Source organism: Pseudomonas kielensis (assembly GCF_014236655.1).
Lineage (GTDB): Bacteria > Pseudomonadota > Gammaproteobacteria > Pseudomonadales > Pseudomonadaceae > Aquipseudomonas > Aquipseudomonas kielensis.
The window spans coordinates 42,511-64,832 of sequence record NZ_JACMYG010000030.1; the positions used below are offsets into that span (position 1 = coordinate 42,511).

General features: G+C 55.2%; 28 protein-coding genes. 23 read left to right on the forward strand and 5 right to left on the reverse strand.

Annotated features, from left to right (window positions below):
• Nucleotides 1-63: 63 nt before the first annotated feature.
• The 18 genes from H7995_RS22675 (at nucleotide 64) to dnaB (H7995_RS22760) (ending at nucleotide 14,124) form a co-directional block, all read left to right on the forward strand.
• Nucleotides 64-813: a hypothetical protein gene (locus H7995_RS22675; RefSeq protein ID WP_185818877.1), complete on the forward strand. Its 750-nt coding sequence runs from the start codon at nucleotides 64-66 to the stop codon at nucleotides 811-813.
• Nucleotides 810-1,493: a hypothetical protein gene (locus tag H7995_RS22680; RefSeq protein WP_185818878.1), complete on the forward strand. Its 684-nt coding sequence runs from the start codon at nucleotides 810-812 to the stop codon at nucleotides 1,491-1,493. Before H7995_RS22675 ends, H7995_RS22680 begins: the two co-directional genes overlap by 4 nt.
• 505 nt (nucleotides 1,494-1,998) lie before the next feature.
• Nucleotides 1,999-2,355 (forward strand): hypothetical protein, encoded by a 357-nt coding sequence (locus H7995_RS28530; protein ID WP_244647799.1) that lies wholly within the window; start codon nucleotides 1,999-2,001, stop codon nucleotides 2,353-2,355.
• Between the two features lie 787 nt (nucleotides 2,356-3,142).
• Nucleotides 3,143-5,305 (forward strand): DNA cytosine methyltransferase, encoded by a 2,163-nt coding sequence (locus H7995_RS22690; protein WP_185818880.1) that lies wholly within the window; start codon nucleotides 3,143-3,145, stop codon nucleotides 5,303-5,305.
• 44 nt (nucleotides 5,306-5,349) lie between these two features.
• Entirely contained in the window at nucleotides 5,350-5,775 is a 426-nt protein-coding gene (locus H7995_RS22695; protein WP_185818881.1) for a hypothetical protein, read from the forward strand.
• Nucleotides 5,772-6,377: a DUF4406 domain-containing protein gene (locus tag H7995_RS22700; RefSeq protein ID WP_244647801.1), complete on the forward strand. Its 606-nt coding sequence runs from the start codon at nucleotides 5,772-5,774 to the stop codon at nucleotides 6,375-6,377. The genes H7995_RS22695 and H7995_RS22700 overlap by 4 nt, the downstream gene beginning before the upstream one ends.
• Nucleotides 6,377-7,015 carry a hypothetical protein gene (locus tag H7995_RS22705; protein ID WP_185818882.1) on the forward strand — a complete coding sequence of 213 codons (639 nt, stop codon included), beginning with the start codon at nucleotides 6,377-6,379 and terminating at the stop codon, nucleotides 7,013-7,015. The genes H7995_RS22700 and H7995_RS22705 overlap by 1 nt, the downstream gene beginning before the upstream one ends.
• 131 nt (nucleotides 7,016-7,146) lie before the next feature.
• The gene (locus H7995_RS22710; protein ID WP_185818883.1) at nucleotides 7,147-7,599 is read left to right on the forward strand and encodes a hypothetical protein; all 453 of its coding nucleotides are present in this window, start codon (nucleotides 7,147-7,149) and stop codon (nucleotides 7,597-7,599) included.
• A 348-nt stretch (nucleotides 7,600-7,947) separates the two neighbouring features.
• Nucleotides 7,948-8,250, forward strand: a complete 303-nt coding sequence (locus tag H7995_RS22715) for a hypothetical protein (RefSeq protein WP_185818884.1) — start codon at nucleotides 7,948-7,950, stop codon at nucleotides 8,248-8,250.
• Nucleotides 8,251-8,267: 17 nt separating this feature from the next.
• The gene (locus tag H7995_RS22720; protein ID WP_244647803.1) at nucleotides 8,268-8,579 is read left to right on the forward strand and encodes a hypothetical protein; all 312 of its coding nucleotides are present in this window, start codon (nucleotides 8,268-8,270) and stop codon (nucleotides 8,577-8,579) included.
• A 20-nt stretch (nucleotides 8,580-8,599) separates the two neighbouring features.
• Nucleotides 8,600-8,917, forward strand: coding sequence for a hypothetical protein (locus H7995_RS22725; protein ID WP_185818886.1), 318 nt, complete (start codon nucleotides 8,600-8,602; stop codon nucleotides 8,915-8,917).
• A gap of 164 nt (nucleotides 8,918-9,081) precedes the next feature.
• Nucleotides 9,082-9,396 (forward strand): hypothetical protein, encoded by a 315-nt coding sequence (locus tag H7995_RS22730; RefSeq protein ID WP_185818887.1) that lies wholly within the window; start codon nucleotides 9,082-9,084, stop codon nucleotides 9,394-9,396.
• A gap of 48 nt (nucleotides 9,397-9,444) precedes the next feature.
• A complete protein-coding gene (locus H7995_RS22735; RefSeq protein ID WP_185818888.1) occupies nucleotides 9,445-9,885 on the forward strand; it encodes a hypothetical protein in 441 nt (146 codons plus the stop codon).
• A 39-nt stretch (nucleotides 9,886-9,924) separates the two neighbouring features.
• Entirely contained in the window at nucleotides 9,925-10,125 is a 201-nt protein-coding gene (locus tag H7995_RS22740; RefSeq protein WP_185818889.1) for a hypothetical protein, read from the forward strand.
• Nucleotides 10,126-10,132: 7 nt separating this feature from the next.
• Nucleotides 10,133-10,312 carry a hypothetical protein gene (locus tag H7995_RS22745; RefSeq protein WP_185818890.1) on the forward strand — a complete coding sequence of 60 codons (180 nt, stop codon included), beginning with the start codon at nucleotides 10,133-10,135 and terminating at the stop codon, nucleotides 10,310-10,312.
• 149 nt (nucleotides 10,313-10,461) lie between these two features.
• Nucleotides 10,462-10,725 (forward strand): hypothetical protein, encoded by a 264-nt coding sequence (locus H7995_RS22750; RefSeq protein WP_185818891.1) that lies wholly within the window; start codon nucleotides 10,462-10,464, stop codon nucleotides 10,723-10,725.
• A 399-nt stretch (nucleotides 10,726-11,124) separates the two neighbouring features.
• Nucleotides 11,125-12,654 carry a replicative DNA helicase gene (dnaB, locus tag H7995_RS22755; RefSeq protein WP_185818892.1) on the forward strand — a complete coding sequence of 510 codons (1,530 nt, stop codon included), beginning with the start codon at nucleotides 11,125-11,127 and terminating at the stop codon, nucleotides 12,652-12,654.
• A 75-nt stretch (nucleotides 12,655-12,729) separates the two neighbouring features.
• Entirely contained in the window at nucleotides 12,730-14,124 is a 1,395-nt protein-coding gene (gene dnaB, locus H7995_RS22760; RefSeq protein WP_185818893.1) for a replicative DNA helicase, read from the forward strand.
• Between the two features lie 178 nt (nucleotides 14,125-14,302).
• Here the strand turns inward: dnaB (H7995_RS22760) and H7995_RS22765 are convergent, their stop codons facing one another.
• Nucleotides 14,303-15,277 (reverse strand): hypothetical protein, encoded by a 975-nt coding sequence (locus tag H7995_RS22765; protein WP_185818894.1) that lies wholly within the window; start codon nucleotides 15,275-15,277, stop codon nucleotides 14,303-14,305.
• Nucleotides 15,278-16,131: 854 nt separating this feature from the next.
• On the opposite strand from H7995_RS22765, the gene H7995_RS22770 reads away from it, so the two are divergent.
• Genes H7995_RS22770 through H7995_RS28650 form a run of 3 tightly spaced genes read left to right on the forward strand, consistent with a single transcriptional unit; the run spans nucleotide 16,132 to nucleotide 17,784 of the window.
• Complete coding sequence (locus H7995_RS22770) at nucleotides 16,132-16,488, forward strand: LexA family protein (protein WP_185818895.1); 357 nt, start codon at nucleotides 16,132-16,134, stop codon at nucleotides 16,486-16,488.
• Between the two features lie 22 nt (nucleotides 16,489-16,510).
• On the forward strand, nucleotides 16,511-16,927 hold the full coding sequence (locus H7995_RS28985; RefSeq protein ID WP_483312754.1) for a Y-family DNA polymerase: 417 nt from the start codon (nucleotides 16,511-16,513) through the stop codon (nucleotides 16,925-16,927).
• Nucleotides 16,819-17,784: a DinB/UmuC family translesion DNA polymerase gene (locus H7995_RS28650; protein WP_483312755.1), complete on the forward strand. Its 966-nt coding sequence runs from the start codon at nucleotides 16,819-16,821 to the stop codon at nucleotides 17,782-17,784. The genes H7995_RS28985 and H7995_RS28650 overlap by 109 nt, the downstream gene beginning before the upstream one ends.
• A 34-nt stretch (nucleotides 17,785-17,818) precedes the next feature.
• Here H7995_RS28650 and H7995_RS22785 read toward each other — a convergent pair whose 3' ends face one another.
• The gene (locus H7995_RS22785) at nucleotides 17,819-18,196 is read right to left on the reverse strand and encodes a hypothetical protein (protein WP_185818898.1); all 378 of its coding nucleotides are present in this window, start codon (nucleotides 18,194-18,196) and stop codon (nucleotides 17,819-17,821) included.
• The gene (locus H7995_RS22790; RefSeq protein ID WP_185818899.1) at nucleotides 18,196-19,128 is read right to left on the reverse strand and encodes a UPF0489 family protein; all 933 of its coding nucleotides are present in this window, start codon (nucleotides 19,126-19,128) and stop codon (nucleotides 18,196-18,198) included. Before H7995_RS22790 ends, H7995_RS22785 begins: the two co-directional genes overlap by 1 nt.
• A 147-nt stretch (nucleotides 19,129-19,275) precedes the next feature.
• Here H7995_RS22790 and H7995_RS22795 point away from each other — a divergent pair, with 147 nt between their 5' ends.
• Complete coding sequence (locus tag H7995_RS22795; protein ID WP_185818900.1) at nucleotides 19,276-20,289, forward strand: IS30 family transposase; 1,014 nt, start codon at nucleotides 19,276-19,278, stop codon at nucleotides 20,287-20,289.
• On the opposite strand, the gene H7995_RS22800 is transcribed toward H7995_RS22795, so the two are convergent.
• A complete protein-coding gene (locus H7995_RS22800) occupies nucleotides 20,281-20,742 on the reverse strand; it encodes a hypothetical protein (protein WP_185818901.1) in 462 nt (153 codons plus the stop codon). The genes H7995_RS22795 and H7995_RS22800 overlap by 9 nt on opposite strands.
• A gap of 214 nt (nucleotides 20,743-20,956) precedes the next feature.
• Between H7995_RS22800 and H7995_RS22805 the strand changes: the two genes are divergently transcribed.
• Nucleotides 20,957-21,736 (forward strand): hypothetical protein, encoded by a 780-nt coding sequence (locus H7995_RS22805; protein WP_244647805.1) that lies wholly within the window; start codon nucleotides 20,957-20,959, stop codon nucleotides 21,734-21,736.
• Nucleotides 21,737-21,899: 163 nt separating this feature from the next.
• Here H7995_RS22805 and H7995_RS22810 read toward each other — a convergent pair.
• Nucleotides 21,900-22,322: carbohydrate-binding protein (locus tag H7995_RS22810; protein ID WP_206684714.1), on the reverse strand; the 423-nt coding region annotated here is incomplete at its 5' end.

Consider the following 22,322-nt stretch of genomic DNA (forward strand, 5'->3'; position numbering starts at 1 on the left):
CTTGTGTATTCGGATTAGACTCAGCTTCGACGGTCTCTCAAACACAATACCCGGAGTAGGTGCATGCCACGAGCGTCCTCCTGTCTGCCCAGGCTCATCAGGCTAGCCTGGGGGCATGATCGGCTTGAAGTTGATGATCCCATCTGGATTGCGAAGATTGTGCAGGAGATGGCGCAAAACAGGCACCCTGCCGATGACGACTGTGTACGTCTATTCGAGCCTCACTCCCGCAGGCTCGAACGATTGGATGCGAGCCTGGAGGCCAGTGGGTTTTCCTCACGCTACGTGGACCCCGAAGCAACCCCGAATCAGGCGGGGTATCAAGTTCCCGAAGAGCAGGGCCCCGTCGCCGCTGAAGCACTGAGGGTATTCTTGGGACTGGAAATGCCCGTTGCGTTGAACTTCACAGATTTCAGGGGCCGCTCCGAACATCGGATGTCAGCCGTGCACTCTGCCTTCAGGCTGTGCAGGGACTACATCATGCCCGATGAGCTCAATCTGTGCTGGATGTTCAGTGGCTACCAGCTCTACGCCAATCATCAGATCGGCACGGCGCAATATCGCCCCTATCCCACTGAAGATAGGGGCCACATTGAGCGTCGTCTGTTGAACGGCCAGTGGGTTAGATTAGGTTTCGATGGCGCTTCGACTCCGCCCGCTGGTCGACACTGGTCTTGGAACCGGCGTACGTTTGTCTTGGCGGCCAGCGGCATCCAACGAGTCGGTGGGGGTGACTCGGACCTAGCGCCCGAGTACGACGACAACGAGGGCGACGCGGAAGACGGAATACCGCCGTCGCAGGAGGCCATATGACGCTGCTTTTGCCCTACGGTCCTTACGCTGGCGTTAACGGTCCCTTGCTGCGAATGGCCGCAGCCAAGCTTGCCGACATGGAGTCCGCAAAGCTTTACGACTTGGCAGTCGTGCTTGGGGTGAGCCCCGCAGAAGCGCGGCCAACTTGGGAGCAACTTGTCGCAGAGGGATTCATCGAAAAGACTCCTGATGGAGCTCGACCAACCGACCGCATGGATGAACTGGCGCGTGCCAGGTTCGGCAAGCCTCTGCCTCGAAAGAAGGCCGAGGCCCTAATTGACAAAGCAGTGGCGTCGGCAAAGGCCTTGAATGCTCTACCTCCCGAGGCCCCTTATTACTGGGTTACACGCCTCGCGGTGTTTGGCTCCTTCCTTGATGCCCAGAAGTTAGAACTGGGCGATCTGGATCTGGCTTGGGAGGTTGAGGAGCGCCCTGGCGTAAGGAATCATGCAATGATGGCCATTATGTACAACCTTGACGGCATACAGACGACTCGCGCTCAGGTCTGTCCGAAGGGGCCTTACGTCCGATTGACCAGCTTGCGTGCAATGCTGGCCCTGAAGTGCCCGTACCAGGTGGTTTACACATTCGAGTCTGAAGAGTTGACTAAGGCCCGCGCTGAACAGGCAGCGGAACGCGATGCATACCGGGGCGATCTATCCCATCTATTCCGCCGGTAGATTTTCGAGAGGGTCCGGTGAACCTCTGCCCGAGGTTTCACGCGGCTTGAAGTTTCCTGCGGCCCTTTCCTCGAGGGCGAATGCCCCGAACACCATTCACGCGTTCTCCTTCCGTATGGCCAAGTTTTTGAGGCCTTCGGCATAGCTGGTGAATGCACATCTCGCCCCGGCCACATGGTCGGGGTTTTTAATGCCCAAAAATACACGCGATCGGGATGAAGCGGCCTGCGAAACCCCGTATAAAAATCCTTAGCGCCGAACACTCAGGGCGGCGCACTCCATCGTTTAGGAATGAGCATTTATGCAAATGGGTTTTCGATTCGCCGCTATGTTTGCTTTCGTGGTGGTTGCTGGTTGTGCAGGTGGAACAACTGCCTCAAGGGATACGGCCGTTGTCACCGTGTCCGCGTACGGACCTGATATGTCTGGCCAACACGAACACGGTGTCGGGGCGCGATTGGATGTCCGAGAGTCAGGGGAGGCGACATCGCTTGCGTACCCGCCAATGGAATTGCGTGAGTGTAACCAGTCCAGGACGGCCTGTGCATTGGGCATTGGTGTGATCAGTGGCGCAGCCAAAATCGTCTCAACGAGCGCAACTAGCGCGACGTTGGCAATCAATCTGAAGTACCAGGTGGGGCGCAGCTATTCGTACAACGCAAACGGCCAGCAATACAGCCAGCAGATACCGCCTGATGTGCAGGCATTGCAGGCCAGCCAGGTGATCTCGAAGCAAATCGAGGTCGTTTATGGAGAGGTTCAGCACCTACCGCTGCCATATGGCGTGGATGTTGCGGTGTGTGCTCAGAAGCTCAGTGCCGGTGAAGTGATTCCCGATCGGAGCGCCTGCCAAGGGAACTGATGAGAAACAGGTGCCTGATCTGTTGCGAGTGTGGTGTGAACGACTGAGGTAATACTGCAATGTTTCACGGTGCAGTGGGCGTAACCGCTTAGTGCACCGTTGACATGCCTGTTAGGGGCGAAGCCGAACCTGGGCCAAATTTGAGTCACGTGCATGAGCTCTGCATGCTTCCTCCCCTGTAAGCGCTTCGTTCTTACACCGGGAGTGGGTCTGGGTAAATGCCCGGCAACGATGTACGGTATTCATACCTGTAAAGTCATAATAAACACCTGATTGGCGTTCTACCGGTTCTGCTTTGCAATAGAGAGCGACTTCGTAGCTTAGCCAGTTACCAGGACGGGTGCTGGCGTTGACGAACACACCCACGAGCCCCTTAGCCTCTTCAGTAAAGCCGCTCCCTGTTGCATATCGTAAACTCGGAACCACGTTATAGAGGGCCACGCCCTCAATCGCCTCGCCATCGTTTGGTCCCCCACGGAAATGCAGTGTCGTTTTGCCTCTTGCCATTGCCGATCATTCCTCTATCAATTCAGTGTTTTGGACAAACGCCGTCAAGCCATCCGCTGTGGTGGTGCGTTTTCCGCTATTTCAAAAACGCCGCCTTCAAAACGCCATGGGCTCTCTTTGCGCAGAACAACTGTAAAGGCAGGTATTGAACATTGCCAGTTTGTTCATTTACAGTGGTATCGTATGCGTACGTGTTATGAATCATAAATCGCTATTATGTCGTGGCCAATAAACGGCCTCGCCAACTCTTGCGAATCACACCCGCCGACGAGGCTCATCAATGACTGCATTACAGAAGAAACACCCGTTAGATTTCAAAACTCAATACGGTCTCAGCTTCAACCCTCAGGACGATGAAATCGTTGTCGACTTCTTCTGTGGTGGCGGCGGTGCAGGCACCGGGCTCGAAATGGGCCTGGGCCGGCCGGTCAATGTCGCGAAAAACCACAACCCTGACGCCATCAGCATGCACAGCGTCAACCATCCAAGCGCCCGGCATTACACAACTGACGTGTTTGAAGGTGACCCGGATACGGAGTGCGGCGGCAAAGCCGTAGGCTGGTTCCACATGTCACCGGATTGCACGCACCACAGCCAGGCCGCCGGCGGTCAGCCGCGCAAGCGTGAAATTCGCAACTTGTCGTGGATCGGTTTGAAGTGGGCCGGGAAGAAGCGCCCTCGAGTGATCAGCCTCGAGAACGTGAAGCAGATTTTGCAGTGGGGCCCATTGATTGCGAAGCGCGACAAGGCAACGGGGCGCGTTGTGAAACTGGGTGGCGAAGTTGCCGCACCTGGAGAAGTGGTGCCAGTGAGCCAGCAGTTCCTTATTCCGGACCCAAAGCGCCGCGGCCGTACCTGGAAACGATTCGTCGCCCTGCTTGAAGGGATGGACTATCAGGTCGAGTGGCGTGTGATCAAGGCCTGCGACTTCGGCGCCCCGACCAGTCGGGAGCGGCTGTTCATGATTGCGCGTTGCGACGGGCAGCCTATCGTGTGGCCAGAGCCGACGCACGCCAAGAACCCCTCTAAAGGCCAGCTGCCATGGCGCACCGCCGCAGATTGCATCGACTTTAGCGACCTCGGCAAAAGCATTTTCGGGCGCAAGAAGGATCTGGCCCCGGCGACCCTGCGCCGTGTAGCCAAAGGCATGAAGAAATTCGTCATCAATAACGCTAATCCATTCATCGTACCGATTGCGAACTGGTCCGGAGAGTCTGTTCAGTCCGGTAATGAGCCGCTGCGCACCATCACGTCATACCCGAAAGGTGGAGCCTTCAGCGTTGTCAGCCCGGTCATCGCCCCGGCTACTCACCAAGGTAGCGATCGGATCAATGATCCCTTGGCCCCGCTACCGACGGTGACCTGTGCGAATCGTGGTGAGCTGACGTTGATCAGTCCGACCCTGATCCAGTCCGGCTACGGCGAGCGCGAAGGCCAGCAACCGCGGGTTCCGGGGTTGGACAACCCGTTGGGAACAGTTGTTGCGGGCGGTGTAAAGCATGCACTCGCCAGCGCGGTACTGGTTGGAGCTGGCGGTCCTGAATACTCAGGCAAGCCAGTGGCTATTGATCAACCGGCGGGAACGCTGATGACCCAGAATCACCGGGCTCTTGCAGCTGCACACCTGGTGAAGTTTCGCTTCAACGATGAAGGCAAACCGCTCGATGAGCCAGTGCCAACCATTACCAGCGGTGGCAACTATAAGCGCCCGGCTGGCGCTGCCCATGCTATGGGGATTTCTTCAGTGTTCATGGCCCAGATGAACGGTGGTTTCAACACGACCGACGCCAAGGGCGTTGACGAGCCAATGACCACGGTGACCAACACAGGCAGCCAACAGCAGCTGGTCGCGGCCAGCCTGGTGCACATGCGCGGCAATTGCGATGCCCGCGATGTCGATGACCCGCTGCACACCATCAGCGCCGGTGGCCAGCACCACGGGCTTGTCTCTGCATTTTTGGAACGTCAGTTTGGCGCCAGCGTAGGGGCGGGGGTCGATGATCCTGCACCGACAATTACCGCAGGCGGTGGCGGTAAGAGTTCGCTGATATCGCTGAAGCTTTCCCCGGAGCACGAGGCTGGTGCGCTGCGGGTCGCGGCTTTCCTGATCAGTTATTACGGCGCCGATAACACCAGCGGCTGTGATGCCCCGGCGCCGACCATCACCACCAAAGATCGACTGGCGATGGTCACGGTGATGGTGCAAGGCACGCCGTACGTGATCGTCGATATTTGCCTGCGGATGCTCAAACCAGCCGAGCTGTACAAGGCCCAGGGTTTCCCCGCGGACTACAACATCACCGTCGGCGCCGATGGCAAGCCTTTCACCATTACAAAGCAAGTGCATATGTGCGGGAACAGCGTTAGCCCGCCACCGATGGCAGCCCTCGCCCGGGCGAACGACCCATGGCGATCAGCCGAGCGTCGATCAATAGCCGCGTAACCCAACCATCAACCTGCCGGGCTTGTCTCGGCACAGGACATCCCATGCTCCCAGTTAACAAACTCGTTTTGAAGCGGCAGCGCTGCGAACAGGTCAACCAAGCAATTCAAATCATTGCCGCGCATGGGCGCCGGTTCTTCTACAGCGCCAGCAAGCAGACTTATGCAAGCATGGAAGTCGACGAGCGCGGTCGTGTCTGGTACATCGACTACGCCACGCATAAACGGATTTACACGCACCCGACGCTCTGGAACAAATGGCGCGGTTTCTCAAGCGGCGGCACGCTGCGCAACGTGGTTGAAGGGTTCCGGGACTTCATTCTTACCGGTAAACCGCTGGATCCGTTCTATCTCGGGCCTGAGCGTTTCAACGGCGAGAACATCTGGGGCTACCCCGAAGACGAAATGCAGAAGGTGCGCGAACAAGCCGGCGCCTTGCCGGTCTTCCGGCAAGCCGAGGAGGCCGCATGATCATTGAACCCGAAATCGATTGCCCGGCACTGCACCATCGGGCCCAGGGTTACCCGTTCGGTGATCGTGTCCCGCACACTGTTCGCATGGTCAAGACCGTAACCGCCGACCCAATGCCGGTGATCGGCTTCACCTACATCACAGGCGCTGTTCCTACGGCGGTGATCAGTCAAACATTCCGGGCATGGACAAACAGCTATGGTGCTGTTGCGGCGGTTATGTCTGACGGCCAGTGTTTGGGGCTGAAACCCGGAGAGTTCGAGGTCTGCACTTGGCACGATGCCACACCGCAAAAGCCAATCTACCTATCAGGGCCCATGACCGGGTTGGTCGACCTGAACTTCCCGGCCTTCCATGCAATGGCAGCTCGCCTTCGGGCGGCCGGTCATGCCGTAATCAACCCCGCCGAAATCGACCACCCAACCAAGGACTGGAGCGACTGCTTGCGCCGCGACATCGTCGCCCTGATGGAGTGTTACACCCTGGCCACGCTATCGGGTTGGGAGCATTCGAAGGGTGCCCGTCTTGAAGTGATCATCGCCGAACGCCTTGGGATGACGGTTGTGAGTGCTCATGACCTGTTGTCGACGGAGGCGGTGTGATGACTGACCCCATGAGTACTGACGGTGAGCCAGCACCGAGCCTGGCCACCGGCGCAGATCTCAACGCAGCAACGTGGGCTGATTTCGTTCAGCGCCTGCGGCATGACTGTGTGGGGCAGGGTGTTCGTTCCCACGGAACCGCGGCAGCCCTGTTCACCGTCCAGGTCAAGAAGATCGATTACGGCTTTGAAGTGGACTATGCCAAAGGTCGCGTCGTCTGCCTTGAGGATCGGTCATGGTTCAGCCCCAAAGAATACTGGGCACACCTCGATCGGAATGAGAAAGCCAGCATCAACAGAAAGGCCCAAGCCCACTGTCAGTGCAAGTTCATGAGTGCGGATCAAGATGATCAATGGGAGATCCTCAGCGAGCTTGAAGACCACACCGTTACCGGCTGGAACACGCGCTGGGAGATCGTGAACAGCCATTTCACCAAGGATGCCGCCGAGGCGTTCATCCGGCGCAAGAAGCATGACTACGGTGAAATGCGCGTTTACGCGGAGTCGCAGTATCACGCCTGGGAGTTTGAAGCGATCAAGGCAGCAATCCTCAACGGTACGCTGAATTACACACCGGCGCCGAATGTAAATGATCAGGACCTGGAACCGATGGTAAATACAGGCGGTTTCGTCCATTAGCCGGAGGGGGACTGAGATTCTGTCTTTATCGATGTGGTGTTATGCATACGCGTTATGATTAAATAATGGCATATGGCTTCATCCGTAAGTCATCAAGGGTGCCGCAAGCGCCCGCACAACCGAGGTAAAAAATGAAAACCATCGCAGGTTTGTTTTTGGGCATGTTTGCCGGTTGGTTTTGCGCGGTCGGAATCATCGTCTTCACCACGTTAGTAGGTGTGGGAGTTGGACAACTGGGCTTCACGCAGTACACGTTTTGGTACTACATCCTCTCTGTGTGTCTGTGTGTCTCGCTCCTGATCGGATCACGGGCAGCCCGGCAACAAATTAAATTCATGATGTTCTTTGTGATCGCCGTGATCCTGGTATTGGGAATCGGCTTTTTGACATTCACCGAGCCTTACACCAGCGGTGATGCGTTCACACAAATACAGGCCAACATGCTTGGTCTGGCAAAGCTCTTGGCAAAAGTCGTTATGTATGTTGTGCCTGGTGCCTTAGCAGCGTTCTACGCGTTTTTGGCCTATGAGGACTTGGCGTGTGCGCGTGCAGTAAGTCGTTCAGGTGCATCACGCGAACTGTGATAGGAAACTCGCGCTCAGGTACGCCCAAGCCCCGGCCTTAAAAGCCGGGGCCGAGGCCGTAGAAGGACGTCCATTTTTGCGTGGCGTTCAGTTGTTCGTTGGATTGCGTAAGCGAGCATCTTCGACGTAAGCACTCCTTAGACGAATAACCAATATCGAGGATAAACGCACTAGGTACGCCCAAGCCCAGCACTGCTGGGCCGAGGCCGTAAGAGCGGGGCGATTGACCCGAATGATGGAAAACTCGATTTCAGAAGCCTAAATGCAGTATCGCTTACAGCCCCGCCTTATCGGGGCTTCTGCGGGGAGGACGCCCTTTTTTGCGTCTGACAAAACGAGGAAGTTACCGTGGCCACATCAGCAAAAAAGAGGAAGGCGGAGCAGTTCCAAGAGGAGATGCTTCGATGCCGGGGAATCGAGTTTGCTCGACTCGGCATGATGGTTGAAGTGAATGGTGACATGGGCACTATCGAAGGCATGAACGGCAGTGCCAACCTTGATGTGCGGTTCACGAACCGGCTGAAGCATGGCGATCATCTGCACAACTGCCACCCGACCTGGAACGTGAAATACTTCGACGGGGAAGGGACCCTCATCGCTCATTTCGACGAGTGCAAATGTGTTTTTCGTCCCGACCAAGCAGCTGCGTAAATCGAAGGGGTTTTAACTTGCTCACTCAAAAAGATGCTGAGATCTTCAAAGGGGTCGACACAACTCATCCACCCCTCCATGCCAAATTGGTGCCCGGCTGGACGCCGCCCGCGCCACCACCTGCCTATCGCCATCTGGTTGCCATTCTGACGCCAGTCACGCTGGAAGATGGCCTCAAGACGCATATGTGGGTGCTTGACTACCTCGACACCGAAACTGCTACTTTCGCGTCCGAAGACCATGAATTCACGGTGGAATGGCCCTGGATTCTTGGCTACCTCCCGCAACCTGGCGATTGGGATGCGATCGGAATTCCAAACCTCACCTGAGTGATCAAGGACACTTCGAAATGAATTTGACTGGACGGTTTTACGATTTGGACGACGGTGAGGACATCACGGCTGCCGTCTCGCGCAATGACGGAAATGAGATCGCATTTGACCTCTCGCACTCCGATGGCTACCGCTACACGGTAGCTCTCAAGCGGCATCAGGGGTCCCTCTTCAAAGGTACCGCGACCTCGCAGCCAGCGGGTGACGTCGCAGAGCTATCTTGCCGCGTATACGAGGACGCCACCGAGGGCATCACCTTGATTGTGGGCTCAGGCTGGCGATACCCGGGCAGCACTCACAATTGCCGTTGGCAGGTTGAACTTCAAGCCGCTTGACGACGGGTTTGCGCTCAATCGAAAAACTTTGCACTTAACCGGAAAAACTTTTCCCCTTTGACGAAGTAATTGGCTTTCCCCATCTGTAATCCGCGAGGCTCACAACAGCTGCGAGAGAGGTCAAAGCCGATACTGAGTCGAGAAGAGAGTTGGAGAGACAAACCGTGACACTTCCACAGTTGATGTCGAAAGCCAGGAAATTGCTCGGGGCGCTCGCATTCTGGAGCGTTTGGTACCTCTGCGTGTTTGGTTACCCGACCGAACTCAACATGTTGTTGGGCGTATCGAGCGTCCTGTCCGCCGGTGATCAGCTGAATGGTCCCAACGACATGACCATGCTGATTCGCATGGTGCTTGGTCTGGTGCTGGGCGTAGCGGCAGTCATCATGGTGTTGAAGGCACTTGGCAAGATTTTTCCTATCTCAGTTCTGGCGAAAGCGTCGCGGAGCAAGAACGAGCCAATAAAGCAGCTAAAGTAAATCTGTCTCGGCGACACCAGCCGGCTCGATCCAACCAGGGGCGAACAGATGAAGGGGCGGCTATGTCTTGTCGGCGGATCTGCATTTCTGATCATGATCGGAATGGCAGCACAGACCTTGGCCCTTGTTCCCGAGGTCACCATCCAGGCCGATCGAAGCGGCTACCCCATCATCTATGGCAAGACCAATATGCCGGACGGAACCCTGCTCACCGTAACACTCAGAATTCCCGGCCAGTACGGTGGCATGCAGAACGTCGAGGTGGTGAATGGCCGGTTTGCGTCCACACGGTTTAGCGTCGAAGGGCGCCCCTTGCCATCTGGTAAGGCAAGCGTGGAGGTTTCCTCGCATTTACCTCAGCTCCAGAGCCAAGAGGTGAGGGCGGTTATTGGCCAACGTGGCGAAAACCTCGAAGGCCCCCTTGTTTACTCCCTCCCCGGCATCGGTGGGCGGATGATCAAGACCACAAGCACCCTACAAGTACCCTAACGTAGCCACCGCGGGACACCCCGGTGTAGAAGAGCACCTATGGAAGAAGAGTTGAGGCAATTCAGAGACAAGATCAGGACCGCCACCGGCCGGGAGGTGTTGCCCAGGGAAATATCGGCCTTTACCGAACAGGTGGCGGTGGCTGCTGCACACCACCAGCCAGGCGCCATGCAATTCGGCCTCTGTGATTTCCAGACCTTGAGTGGCCGGGCCGAAACCATCGAAGTTCCGCTGAGGTGAGATTCCGATGTCACAGAAGAAAGAAAGCAATGACGAACTGCCGGATGCATACGCGACAGTTCCGAAGCACCTAGAAGGCCTTGTCGATGCGGCATTCAGGATGGTCGAGGAAGGACAAGACCCGACAGATGTTTTGAAGATGGTCAGCTACGGTTTGGAAAAAAGACGCCCGACTACTGAGCAGTAGCAAGACGTTTCCTCAGGTTTACGCGCAAGCGCGGCCCCACAACAAACTTTACGGAGCAACTTCCCTGTATTCGTTTTGTTCGTATAGTCTGCGTACGCGTTACGAATCATTAATCGCTAAGCCATGCGCGATCAACATGCAGGTAAGAAATGAAACCGATCCCAATTTTAGCCGGTACCGTTGCGTTGCTGGTGTGTGTCATCGCAGGCGACTACCTTTCTCATGACTTTGAACCAGCTTCCGTGGAGGAACTCCAGGCGGCGATTGCCGGCGGTTCGCCGTGCGTGAAGCAAAAGCTCACCGATGCGAATCGCATGTCACGAGAGATTTCTCGGCGGGACATTGGATCGGTTCAAGTGCTGTGCGTGAAGATTGATCGTCAATCAGCTGCGTTTAGCACCGCCAAGCGTTGACCGCCTGGCCTATGCGATCGAGAGTGCCGCTGAGGTGAAGCACTTTTCGGGTCCAGCCAAGGCGTACGCTGACCCCGCAACGGCGCAGGCAGAGTTGTTTTCTTCCTTGTCCCACTGGGTTGGCATCGCAACTTTGATGTTCGGATTGCCGGGCATAGCGGTGCTACTGTTGCATATCGCCATACAGCGCCGTATCCGCCGGATCGGCCGGCTAAGCGTTTATTTGCTAGGCCATTGATCCCTGAGGCTCTGAGCTCTGGGCCTGCAATCTGTAGGAACCGTCGAGCGCAAGCCAAGGCGCCGTTAGGGTGGTAATCTTTCGCCCGGTTTGGCTTGTCGCCGGCCGGGTTTTGCTTTCTCTGTGTCCTGTCGTGCTCTCAACTTCGCAAGGCCAACCGCTTGAACGACCAACTGCACGTATCAGCCGATACTTCATTGCCACCCGAAAGGGAGCCCCCTTGTTCAGTCGAAGCTGAGCAAGCGATTATTGGTGGGCTGCTCCTGGACAACAGCGCGTGGAGCAGGGTTTCAGATCTGGTAAGGGAAAATGACTTTTACCGTGAAGATCACCGGCTGATCTTCAAAGCCATCAGTGAGCTGGCAGACAATGGCCGAGCCTTTGATGTTGTGACGCTCCAGGATGTGCTCGCCACTGAGGGTGTTCTCGAGGAAACGGGCGGCCCGGCGTACTTATCTGAACTGTTTCAGAACACTCCCTCCGTCGCAAACATTTCCACCTATGCCCGAATTGTCAGTGAGCGTGCGAGCCTGCGGCATATCGTAGGCATCAGCACCACCATTCAGAAGAACGCTTTGCATCCAAACGGCAAAGCGGCTGACGACGTGGTGCACGAAGCCGAGCAACTGATCCTGTCCGTGGCCAGCGGCCGGCCGAAGGCGGGTGGTCCGGTCCAGTTGAATCAGCTGCTGAGCAAAGCGGTCAGCAAAATCGAAGCGTTGCAGGAGTCGGGTGGGGAAGCAGGCGGCCTGTCCACCAGCTTTCATGATTTGGACAAGAAGCTTAATTTCCTTCGGCCGGCGGATTTGATCATCGTCGCCGGCCGCCCCTCAATGGGTAAAACCACCTTCGCGATGAACCTGGTCGAGAGCGCTGTAATGCGGTCGGAAAAGGTTGTCCTGGTCTATTCCCTTGAGATGCCCGGCGAAGCCTTGATCTCGCGGATGCTTTCCTCGATCGGCAGCATTGATCATACCCGGGTGCGGTCGGGGAAACTTCTGCCCGACGATTGGCCAAAACTGACACGCGCCGCCAACCTGATCAACCAAGGCAACCGCTTTTTCATTGACGATACGGCCGGGCTGAGTCCTTCGGAGATGCGTTTCCGAACCCGACGGGTGCAACGCGCCCATGGCGAGATCGGCTTGATCATGGTCGATTACTTGCAGCTGATGCAGGTCCCAGGCTCAACCGGGAAAAACCGTACCAACGAGATTTCCGAGATTTCGCGCTCGCTCAAAGCGCTCGCCAAAGAATTCAACTGCCCGGTGGTTGCCTTGTCGCAGCTGAACCGTAGTGTCGAGCAGCGAGCCAATAAACGACCGATCAACTCCGACTTGCGGGAATCCGGGGCCATTGAACAGGATGCCGACGTGATCCTGTTTGCCTACCGTGACGAGGTCTACCACCCTGAGTCGAGGTTTCAGGGGACTGCTGAAATCATCATTGGCAAGCAGCGTGAGGGCCCGGTCGGGTTCGTGCGCCTCGGCTTCGTTGGCCGCTTCACGCGGTTTGAGAACCTAGTGCCGGGCACTCACGATTTCACTGAAGAAGAAATGGGCGTCGAGCAGGTCGATCCCAACCCGCGACTGGGCCGGATTGGCGCCCAGCAGCTCGCTACATCTGTCAAAGCGAAAAAAGAAGGGGCTCGCCCACCTACTGGCAGAGGTGGGCCTCGCCGCCCTCCGTAGGGGTTTTGATTAGTTCGCCTATTTCCAATCCCCTGCGCCCCTGGCTTTTGCCGGAACAACAAGATGGTTTTCCCAATGAATGACATCTCCAATCCCGAGCAATACGATCTTCAAACCGCCTCGCTGAAGGTGCCACCGCATTCGATCGAAGCCGAACAGGCCGTGCTTGGCGGTCTGATGCTGGACAACAATGCCTGGGAGCGCGTGCTCGATCAGGTATCGGACGGTGATTTCTATCGACATGACCACCGCCTGATTTTCCGTGCGATCGCCAAGCTGGCCGATCAGAACTCACCGATCGACGTCGTGACCCTGGCCGAGCAACTGGACAAGGAAGGTCAGACCTCGCAAGTCGGCGGCCTTGGCTATCTCGGCGAGCTGGCAAAAAACACGCCGTCCGTCGCCAACATCAAGGCGTATGCGCAGATCGTCCGCGCACGGGCAACGTTGCGACAGTTGATCGGCATCGCCACCGAAATTGCCGACAGCGCCTTCAATCCGGAAGGCCGCTCGGCTGAAGAGATTCTCGACGAAGCCGAACGCCAAATCTTCCAGATCGCCGAGGCCCGGCCAAAAACCGGCGGCCCGGTGAGCGTGAATGACCTGTTGACCAAGGCCATCGACCGCATCGACACCTTGTTCAACACTGACAACGCCATTACCGGCCTGTCCACCGGTTATACCGATCTCGACGGTATGACCAGCGGCCTGCAACCGTCTGACCTGATCATCGTCGCCGGCCGTCCATCCATGGGTAAAACCACCTTTGCGATGAACCTGGTGGAAAACGCCGTGTTGCGCAGCGACAAATGCGTATTGGTTTACTCGCTGGAGATGCCAGGCGAATCGCTGATCATGCGTATGTTGTCGTCCCTCGGCCGTATCGATCAGACCAAGGTTCGTGCCGGTCGCCTGGAAGACGACGATTGGCCGCGCCTGACATCGGCGGTCAACTTGCTCAACGATCGCAAGCTGTTCATTGACGATACGGCCGGTATCAGCCCGTCGGAAATGCGCGCACGGACCCGGCGTCTGGTGCGTGAACACGGCGATATCGCCCTGATCATGATCGACTACCTGCAACTGATGCAGATCCCGGGTTCGGGCGGTGACAACCGGACCAACGAGATTTCCGAGATCTCCCGGTCCCTGAAAGCGCTGGCCAAGGAATTCAACTGCCCGGTGGTGGCGCTGTCCCAGCTCAATCGCTCCCTGGAGCAACGCCCGAACAAGCGCCCGATCAACTCCGACTTGCGGGAATCCGGAGCGATCGAGCAGGATGCTGACGTGATCATGTTTGTGTACCGGGATGAGGTGTACCACCCGGAAACCGAGCACAAAGGCATCGCGGAGATCATCATCGGCAAGCAGCGGAACGGTCCCATCGGTACGTCACGACTGGCGTTCATCGGTAAATACACCCGCTTTGAAAACCTGGCGCCGGGCAGCTACAACTTCGAAGACGACTGACACAGATGGCATTATCTATGTCTCGCAACCACGGTGGTGGGGCGGCTAGGATCGCCAAGCGCTCAGGCTACGAACTTAACGTATAAAAATGTCCCCGATGGTGGGAATGCATCGGGGATCTTAAGCATTGAAGCATTGAAGCATTGAACAGTGCGAAGTTTACGCATCACTGCCGTTTTCACTCCAGTGCTATAGGCACAGCGGCGAGACCTTCTATTCTAAGGTCAACAAAGTAATAGTTGAATTCCCCATAAGATTCGTTACTCGTTTTGGCGATGTTTTTTTTCATGTAAGCTAAGTCCACTCTCTTAGGCGTTTTAAAGACGGTCAGTGCTTTTGCTATATCACCTTGTTGATGCATGGTTATATCGATAGTCAAATCGTTAGGTGCGGATTTTAAATCGCTAGAAGGCACCACCAGTACGGCATATTTACCACCGGTGTACTGTCTGGAGAATGAGTTTTTTGATGGTATGGTTTTTGTAAAGTCTAATGTTGTTAATATGGCATTTACAAAAGCTGTTGTTTCGTTGTTTTTTAAGCACTTATCAATTTCTGCTTGATTTTTTGCCCATTTGATGGTCAAGCCCGAATCGTCCAATCCAGTAGCAATATTCGGAGTGGGGCACCCGGTGTTGTTTAATCGGTTGTCGACAAGAGTGCGAATTTTGGTTCGTGCTTCATCAATTGTCGCAGGTGTTAAAGTAGGTGCATTAATTTCCTCGCCTTTAAATTTCGTAGAAGTTGCTAATATAGCTTGAATTTGACGGTCATTTTCTTCGTTGACAAACAAAATGTCAGATCTGATTGGTTTGCCTGATTCAATTTTATTGAAGACGGCAGTTATATCTACGTCAAACTTTCCTGTTTTATTCAATTCAACCTTGAACGCTCCTTCAATTAATCTGCGAGCACTTTCTTTTTTTGTCGCATCATCTCCATAGTAGTCAGACAAGATCTGGCCAAATTGGTTTGTCATCATCGTAATGTTTCTTGACGCTTTTACTAAACCCTCGGCGGCTTCTGTGCCAGCCTTTGCTCCTGCATTCGTGGCAGCTTCATTGAGGCCGAAAATGTCGGAAAACCAATTGGCATGAGCGTTGATTGGATGCATAGCGAGCAATATAGTCATAACAGAAACTAAGTGTCTCATTTAACTTCTCCATTTTTCTAGGCCATTTGAATCAACCTAATTAACCAAAAAGTGACAGGGAGTTATGTTGCCACCTTATTTAAGCTGAAGATTTGAGAATGTGCGTCGAAAAACGAATTGGCTTCGTAAGCCAAGGGACTCGATCTAATGAGCATAGTAATTAGGAGCCCATCGTTGAATGAGGTTACCGTTACCTGTGAACCGTTTGATCAGGTTTCACGTGGGCGAGCTAATTACGGTTCTGTGGCCTAAGCTGTGAAATCAGTATTCCCTCGGCATTTTGCCCACGCACTACCACCAACGCAGTTCTGCGGTTGTGACAGGCTCCTTGGGCGGACGCCGGCATTTCATGGAGAAAAAGATGTCTCGTGAACCTCGGCCGCACATAACAAAGACAGTTACTGGAACAGAATGGGTTGATTTCGACACTTACGCGTGCGCTTGGGGCAGGTATCAACTCACATGCCCGCAAGACAGGCAGTGCCAGGTTGGACTCGGCGTTGTTTGGCGCGGAGAGCCGGCAGGGGAAAAGATCCGATTTTCTGGGCAGACGGAAGTTTTGGTCGTTTTAATGGGGCATGTGAACATTCGTGTTGACGATGGGCTTGGCCCCTGTGAGGTCACGGTTTGGTTGCGATCTGAAAGCACTATCAGCGTTAGTGGGTGACCTGTAACGGTGTTGCCCCGACCAGGTATCGCACCACCTTCAATCGCCTGACGCTTGCTGAAAATTGCCGCTGCGCCCCATACTGGTTGCATATACAGTGATTGAGTTGTGCAGATGCTTACCGTTTTAGGACCAGCTTCAGCCCCAGACATACCCACTCGAAAACCGGTTGCAGGGCGCGTTTCATGTGGATTTCCAAGTCCTGCTCTTGAATATGCTGCCGCCACTATCACTTGACGAAATGGTGGGGCTGCGCGAGCCCTCTCGCTGGCTAGTACGCGCAGAGGGGGACTCCCTCAAAAATATAGGTATTTTCGACAGGGATGTAATGGTGGTGTGCAAGGCTTTGGAGCCGATAGATGGGGACGTGGTTGTAGTTTGCATCGGACCTGATTTTGTGGCCAAACAGTACTGTGAAAGGCTTGGAAGGTCGCCGCTTTTGCTGGCTCATAACCCAGATTTCCCGAACATTGAGGTTGGTGACTGGGAAGAAATCGAGCTTTGGGGCGTTGTACTTTACAACTTGCACAAGGTCTCCAGATAAAGGTTTCAAAACCGCCATGCCTATGATTTGCATTGTCGATTGTGACAGCTTCTATATATCCTGTGAGAAGCTGTTTGATCCTACACTTCGAAAGGTCCCCGTGGTCGCTTTGTCCAACTCAGATGGCTGTGTAGTCAGTCGTTGCCCGATTGCCAAAAGCAAGGACACTGCCCGCGGGGGGCTTGGTATCAAGATGGGCGCCCCCTTCTTTGAGATCAAACATCTCATGAAGTCGCATGGGCTTAGGGTGGTGTCCTCGAACTACGCGCTGTATCAAAACGTGTCGAATAGGGTCATGCAAATTTTGACCACGTATGCTCCTACCTCGCCATATTCGATGACGAAGCCTGGCTCGATTTTTCCGGCGTTCACACCTGCTTCGAATCCTTGGGTCGGCAGATCCAGGCGGACGTTAAAAAGCAAATTGGCATCGGAGTAGGAGTGGGGTTCGGCACAACAAAGACATTGGCCAAGGCCGCAAATCGCGCCGCGAAAACCTATCGTAAGACGGGTGGGGTGGTTGGCCCGCTGGATGATGTCCGCCGGGACCGGCTGTTGGGTCTTATGCCCGTTGAAGATGTGTGGGGCGTAGGACGAAAGTTGTCTGCCCAGATGAACGTCATGGGGATCATAACCGCACGCGACCTCCAGCAATTCGACCACAAAACTCTTCGTCGCTCTTTCAATGTCAATGTTGAGAAAACCGCGTTGGAACTCGCCGGCGTCTCTTGTTTCAGATTCGAGGAGAGCGTTGAACCCAAGCAGACCATCGCGTCGACTCGATCCTTTGGCGTGCGGGTCACTACCCTTGAAGGGCTGCGCGAAGCGGTGGCCACCTACGTGTCCAGGGCATGCGTGAAGCTGCGTAGCGAGGGGCAGCTGGCGTCGTGTCTTCAGGTTTTCATCCAGACAAGCCGTTTCGATGATCACCCCTATAGTCGAACTGCCATTTGTGGACTCGAGGTGCCCAGCGCCGACACTCGCGACTTCGTCGCCGCCGCCTTGGCGGGACTCCAGCGCATCTATGTGCCGGGGTACCGGTATGCGAAGGCCGGCATTGTGCTGTCGCAATTTTGCTCGCCGCATAGCTACCAATCTGACTTGTTCGCTCCAACACCGCGGCGCAATGCAGATGCGCTTATGGGCGTCATTGACCAGGTCAACGCCCGGTATGGGAGGGGCAGCCTCCGGCTGGCGCTGGAACCGCCGGTGGCACAGTGGGCAATGAAGCGTGATTACCTGTCGGCCAGTTTCACCACCGACTTCAATCAACTGAAATCGGTGAAATGCCAGTAATGGGGAACAGATGAACTTCAGGTGTCGGCGCCTGTTATTGCTCTACGCGACGACGGGCGAGGGATTTAGAGGGGAGGGCGTCAAGTTGCTCAACAAGCTCGGGTCTGACCCCCATTTCGGAAAGTGAGTGGCGGGTAGCCCGAATACTCCAGACCATGAAGAGCGATATAGCGCCGTAAAGCAGTGCGACGAAACATATACCGATACCCATCCAGTCGAGGTAAGGGGCCAGCAAGGAATTATCCGATCGGCCCAATGATTTCAGTACGATCATTGCCAGACCAAGGAATGCCAGTCCCCAGGCGCCCCGGACGACCAGGTCCCGCTGCATGCCCCGCAGGTCACAGTACAGAAGGACCTTCGCCCCTTGTTCTTTGTTGAGTGACTGCAATTTGGTGAGTAGGTCTGTCATCAGGCGCTCGTTTGTTCCGGAGTTGTCAGGTCGTCCTCGCTCGGCGATGTGCTGAGCGCCTCTCTGATATGTCGTTTCAACTCAGTCTCCAGCCAATCGCTGGTCAGCTTCTCACCGGGTTTCTGACAGGCAATCACGCACTTCGGCTCACGCGCAATGGTGATGATGTCGGCTCGACGAATGAGCTCATGGAAGAGCTCGTGGTCGACAGGTTGAATCGACTGCCTGGTGTTGAAGTAATCAAGGTCGATATCGAGAATAAACGGTGCTTCAAACAGTCCGGGGATCCCGCTGGACTGAGAAATACTCTCGATAAAATCAAGGTGTCGGCGAAGAAAGTGGGACTCCAACGCTTGGTTGGCGTACCCCTTGGATCGGGGTTGGTCATTAGGCCACACCTTCTGACGAGGTAATTCGACGATTCGCTCTGCTGGAATGGAGTACGTGTAGGGCGGCGGGGCCTTAGGCTTGGATACCCCTGGCGTATCATGTGCCCTCTCACTCCACTCTGATTCAGCCGCAAGTTGTTCGTTGCTTTGGTATTCGTTGGTGATCAGACCCCCAACAATCGCAAACGCAATGTCGATAGTGCGTGATTGCACGGCAGCACTTATGTGTTCGTCAAAGCGAAGATTCAGGATCGCGTCTCGAACCGTTTCCTCGACACGAAAATCGATTTTGGCAACCTCAGCCGCGGCGCGTTCCTCCCACCCCTCATCGTCCATACCCATGGTTATGTCCACGGAGCTGTGGCCTACGAAGGCAGGGCGTGTATCGCTGTGATAATCCAGCGTCAATAGGCGCGGAGCGTAACCCAAGTCACGCGCACATTGCGCCCAGGGAAGAAGGGCTTCATGGTGGCTATCGAACGTAAATACAGACTTTCCGCAGATGTTTTCACTTGTCACACCGATCTTTTGCACCTGGCGCATACCTTGTCCTGCTGGTGGAATATTTGGAGAGCATCGAATTGGGCGCTAATTGCCATCGAAGCGCACGTCGTTAATTCTGGACTTCGCTCAAAACCTCTTGGCGGCGGAAACTGAGTGCAACACCCAACCTATCCGGTAAGGTGTTGCATGTCCTATCACGAACTCAGCATTGAAGAACGCGTGACCGTTCAAATCGGTCAGTTGCAAGGTTTGAGTCAGCGTCATATCGCTCGACTCCTCGACCGTAGTCCATCCACAGTCAGCCGGGAGCTGCGCCGAAATACCAGCCTGCAAGGGACCTACGTCGCCCATCAGGCACAGGGCCAGATGCGCCATAGAAGAAAGGTTTGCAGGCCCCGTAACAAGCTGCTGGCAGGAGGTGAATTGTTCGAGCTTGTGGTGCATCTGCTGCGACAGTGCTTCTCCCCAGAACAAATTGCCGGCAAGCTGCGCAGCATGAATATTCCGAGTTTTGAAGATAGCTACGTCTGCCGTGAAACCATCTACAACGCGGTCTATGCCTTGCCCGTGGGTGGCTTGCGCAAGGAGTTGATCGCCTGTTTGCGCCAAGGTAAAAGCACTCGTAAGCCGCGTGTCGGCGGCGTGGACCGGCGTAGCCAGATTCCCGAGATGGTCAGCATTCACGTCCGTCCTCCGGAGGTGGAAGACCGTATCATGCCCGGTCACTGGGAGGGCGACCTGATCAAAGGCCAAGCGAATGCCTCTGCGGTTGGCACGCTGGTGGAGCGCACCAGCGGTTATCTGATGCTGATCAAAATGCACGATGCGACGGCCACCTCGGCAGTGCAGGGTTTTAGCGCCGCGCTCAATCGAATGCCGCTGGCCTTACGCAAGAGCATGACCTACGACCAGGGCCGGGAAATGACCCGGCACGCTGAAATCACCCAGAGCACCGGCGTGGCGATTTACTTTTGCGACCCGCATAGTCCTTGGCAGCGCGGCAGTAACGAGAACATTAACGGACTGATTCGCCAGTACTTGCCCAAAGGAACAGACCTTTCTGTGCACAGCCAGGAAACGCTGGACGCCATTGCGTATCAGATGAATATTCGGCCCCGTAAACGCTTCGGTTTCAAATGTCCAATTGAGGTGATTACAGAGGTGATGAGTAAGCAATCGCCTGGACCCGCTTCAATTTAATGATTGTGTTGCACTCGGTCGCTGCAACCGCCCCTTTTCCAACGCTGCGTGGTACCCATCATGGGGATAAAACGGCCAGTTCTCTGGCGTACAGAACACATTGCGGCGCAGATCTATCTCGGAAAATTGAGCGTGCCATCCCGTCCCTCGCTTGAATACCCAACCGCTGAGGCCAGTTCCTTGAAACTGGTCGTGGGTGATGTCGATGATGAATTCGCCTACTTCAACCCATGCGTGAGATTGCTCTTGGTTGAGCTGCGAATGGTCGCTGGCGCAAACGTACATACCTTCGATTTGAAATTCTTCTTTCAATATTCGGCCCAGCACCTCAGAGGCTGGGCCACATGCCCCCCTTGGGAACTTATGGAACATAGAGCTGTTTTTCTCAGCAAGGCTGAGAAGGCCGAAGCGGCATAATGCAGCTATTCTTTCGAGTGCTTCACGATTGATCATTCTTTTCCCATCGGAGTAAGTCGCTTACTCGCCAGTTCGGTGACGGTGAAATCGTCCGTTGTTGGACGCTGCGCCTTCGTCAACATGCTACGCCCCTGACATTTTTGTAGACACCCCCTGCATCTGATCAAGACTGCATTCATTGGCTGCCTGGCATTGCATAACACGTACGCATACGATAAAAGATACTGATAGTATCAATCAGGATTTTCGTATGTCTCACCGTTGGCACCTGGCTTTCCATTCGGGGATGTCCGCAAGCAGCGATCTACGCGCTGCTGTGGATGTTGGTGTTCCCATCGGGGTCGTGGCCCCCTTGCTGAGCCTCTCCAAAGTCTTTCTCGCGCTGCCGAGACACCTTGATTCCGGGGGATCAGTCTTTATTGACTCCGGTGCCTTTGCGGCCTTCCAAAAGGGTGAAACCGTCATTTGGGAGCGGGTGTTTCAAAAATACGAGTCCGTGATCCTGATGACTGCCAAACCGCAAGGGCTGAGCATCGTAGCTCCGGACGTGATCGGTGATCAGGTAGCGACATTGAAGCTCTGGAGCGAGCACGCGGAGCGGGTAAAGAACTGGATCGGGAAGGGTGTTCGCGTAATTGTCCCGCTGCAACGTGGGGCCCTGGATGCCGCTCAAATGCTCGCATTGGCCAAGGACACGTTCGGTTCCGATCGATTCTGTGTCGGCGTACCTAGCAACCTCGAAGCTATGTCGGCTGGCGATTGTTCGACCCTGCACCATTCGGATTTTCATATTCTCGGCAGGGTGGTTATGACAGACGAGCTTGTTCAAAAAATAGATGCCCTGAAGGCCAACAACCCCGATGCCAATTACACGGCCGACGCAAACTGGCTTCGTGCCCGGACACGAAAAATCAGCATCGAAGTGAGTAGCTTGGCGCCCGATCGCTCGAGCGGGCTGGGCGACACAAAGCGGACCCGTGCCGTCAGGAACGTTTTGCAGCAAGAGGCGTACTACTCGTTGCTGGCCTGAGTCCGACGATCTTGGTCTTTATGCCTACCGCAGGGGCGGTTGGACTCCTTCGCGTACCTCCAGGGACGCAAAGGTGTTTCGTTCACCTCAACGCGTTCGGCGGCAGTATGCGGGCAGGGCTTGCGCTCGGCCGTCGCATTCATGAAATCGGGTTTTCGACCCACTATGGCTGCGGTCCCTCTACCGTGAAACTGTGGATATGGGGAAAATCTGAATCGCGGGAAATTAGAACTAGGTTTTCGCCTGCTTTGAGTCTTACTACGCCTTCATTAGAAGTGATTTGATTACCCGGAAAAAATCCACCTGTTGCGCCGGATGCTGCATTGCCGGAAATGAACTGACCATTCACTGTAATTGAGACCGGGCGAGGTACCCCGGCTGCGTAAGTCATTTTTAGTTGGTAATTGCCTTCATCCTTTACGTTGACTTTGTATTTGGCAGACGTAGGCAGATTTCCCGGTTCCCTTGTGACAATGCAGTCGCCATAGCCTGTCCTAGCACCACTCTCGACATTTTGATTGTCTATGTAATCCTGTGCCCGTGTCTCGATAGTTTCTGCTTGGACGACACCAATACCCAAAGCCGC